Origin of the sequence: Xanthomonas sp. LMG 8993 (assembly GCF_009835065.2) — a bacterium.
In the GTDB taxonomy this organism is placed as follows: Bacteria; Pseudomonadota; Gammaproteobacteria; order Xanthomonadales; family Xanthomonadaceae; genus Xanthomonas; species Xanthomonas arboricola.
Genome location: NZ_QVIF02000024.1, coordinates 1 through 2,810, shown reverse-complemented (window position 1 = coordinate 2,810; position 2,810 = coordinate 1). Strand labels below are relative to the sequence as shown.

The 2,810-nt window shown below is 64.1% G+C and carries 1 protein-coding gene; it reads right to left on the bottom strand.

The window, feature by feature from the left end:
* A partial coding sequence (locus DYQ94_RS20595) for an amino acid adenylation domain-containing protein (RefSeq protein ID WP_505414921.1) occupies nucleotides 1-2,810 on the bottom strand: 2,810 nt, incomplete at both ends.

Genomic DNA, 2,810 nt, shown 5'->3' with positions numbered 1-2,810 from the left:
GTGCGCGCCTGTGACCTGCCGCGGCCCAGCGCCAGCAACTGTTCGCGCTCCTGCGCGTCGATCAGCGCCAGCGAGTCAATCCGCTGCTGCGGATCGGATAGCAGTGCCGCAGCCAACGCCTCGACGACGCGAACCAGATGCCCGGCCAGCGCCGGGCCGTCGATATCACCAATGCTCAGCGAGGTCAGGCCGAAGCCGGTTCCGTCATCGTCCACCGACATCGTCAGTGGATAGTTGTTCCGCGCTTGAGCGCCGCCAACCCGTATGCCCTCGCCCAGCGATGAAACAGCATCGGCATCGGTCTGGCTGCTGTGCTGACGATAGTTCAACAGCACGGTAAACAGCGGTATGCCCGCCGCGACCGCACTGCAGCGCTGAGCCAAGGCAAGCGAGGCATGTTCGTGAGCGAGCAGTTCGGCTAGACGCAACCGGGTTTCGTCGAGCGCCTCGGCGACGCCGCGTCCGGCCAGATCCAAACGCAGCGGCAAGGTGTTGATGAACATGCCAACGGTGCGCCCTGCCTGGGCCATCCCCTGCAGGCGACCGGTCAGCACTGTGCCAAAAACTACGTCGCTGCGGCTGGCATGCTCGGACAGCACGCGCGCCCATGCTGCATGAAACAGAACCGATGGCGCCGTGCCCCCGGCCGTGGCAGCGCGACGGATCAGAGCGACGACGTCGTCCTCGAGGCGCAGGACCGACTGGCGGATCGCGGCGCCGTCATGGCGCACGTCGACGATACCGCCGATTGCGGTGGTTTCATCGACGCTGCCCAGGCGTTCGCGGAAATACGCCTCGTGCACGCTGTCGTGGAAAGCGCCAGTGCGGGCGATAAAGTCGCGATAGGGCGCCGGCGGCGGCAATGCCGACGCATCGGTGAGCAACAAGTTGCGCACCTCATCCAGGATCACTCCCATGGCCACCGCATCAGACACGATGTGGTGCCACAGCACGGTCAGGATCAAACCGTCGTCGCCGGTATCGGCATGACGCCACAGTTGCAGCAACGGCGCGGCGCTCAGGTTCATGCGTACGGCGCCTGGAACGCCGTCGAACACGGGCAGCGACACCTCGCGCAACACGACCTGCACAGGCCGTTCCAGTGCCTGCCAGAACAAGGCAGTGCGCAGCACGTCGTGGCGTGCGACCACCGTCTTCAGCGCGTCGATGAAGCGCTCCATGCGCACGATGCCATCGAATTCCAGACTTACCCGCAGGACGTAGGGATCGGCCGCGTCCTCGGCGTGCAGCAGATGATGAAACAGGATGCCATCCTGCAATGGCGCAAGCGGATAGATATCCTGCACATTGGCCGCGCCGCCCGGGACCGTGTCGATAATGCGGTCGATCGAAGCCTGAGACAGCGCTACCAGCGGCAGCAGGTCAGGGGTGATCGCGGTACGACCCGGCTCGATCAGGTTCGGTGGCACTGGCTGCGTAGTCCCGCGCGATACCTGTGCGGCGAGATCGGCCAATACCGGCGATAGGAACAGATCGCGAACGGGGAGCTCGATGCCCTCGCCTGCCAGGCGCTCGATCATGGCGATCGCCAGCAGTGAGTGACCGCCAAGCTCAAAGAAATTGTCACGGCGACCGACTTGCTCCAAGCCGAAAAGCCCGGCCCAAACCCGCGCGATCGCAGATTCGACCGCGCCTACCGGCAATTCGTGTTCGGAGTTCGTCCTGGCAGAAGCGTTCGGCACCGGCAGCGCGGCACGGTCGATCTTGCCTGACCGGGTCAGCGGAAAGTTTTCCAGCAAGACGTAGCAGGAAGGCAACATATAAGCAGCGAGCTTTTCGGACAGCGCCGAATGAAGCATCTGCTCTGATGGCGCGTTGGCCTCCGCGGCAACTACATAAGCAACCAGTCGGCTCGCGCCAGACGCATCGTCATGCAGCAGCACGAGCGCGTCGGCGACTCCGTCGCAGCGGCGTAACGCGTACTCGATCTCACCAGGCTCGATGCGGAAGCCACGGAGTTTGATCTGCGCATCGCGGCGGCCTGCATAAGCGATGTTGCCATCGCCCAGCCAGCAACCGAGGTCGCCGGTGCGGTACAGGCGCGCGTCGCCGGCTGCGTCCTGATCATGCACAAAGCGCTCTGCAGTCAGCGTAGGCTGCCCGAGATATCCACGTGCAACTTGCACGCCGCCAATATGGATCTCACCAATCACGCCCTGCGGCACCGGAGCACCGCAAGAATCGAGAATGCTGATCTTGAGGCCTCGCAGCGGACGTCCTATGGGCACCTGGCTTTCGCACTGGGGCACGCTTTCCAGGGCGATGGACGTCGCATACACGGTCGCTTCGGTCGGCCCGTAAGTATTCAGTACGGTGGCGTACCGCGCGGAAGGGTGCGCGAACCAGCCCGCCAGCGCACCGCGTTCAAGCTTTTCGCCACCGACCACGACCAAACGTACCTGCTCTGGCAGGGCAGGACGGCGTTGCGGAGCCTGCTGCGCCCAGACGTGGAAAAACGCGGTCGGCAAATCGAGGATGGCGATACGTTCGACGGCGAGGAGTTCCACAAAGTGCGTGTCGGGCGACACCATCCAGGAAGGCCGCACGACTACCGTTGCCCCGGACACCAACGCCGGAAAGATTTCCTCAATCGAGGTATCGAACGAACACGAGGCGAAGTGCAGCACGCGATCGCCCGGCTGAAGACGACAGCTTGTCGCATGTGTGCGCACAAACGCAGCGACGCTGGCGTGCTCAACCATCACCCCCTTTGGCTGGCCGGTCGAGCCGGAGGTATAGATCACGTAGGCCAGATGCTGCGGCCGCAGCCCCGGCACCTGCGGGTTGTC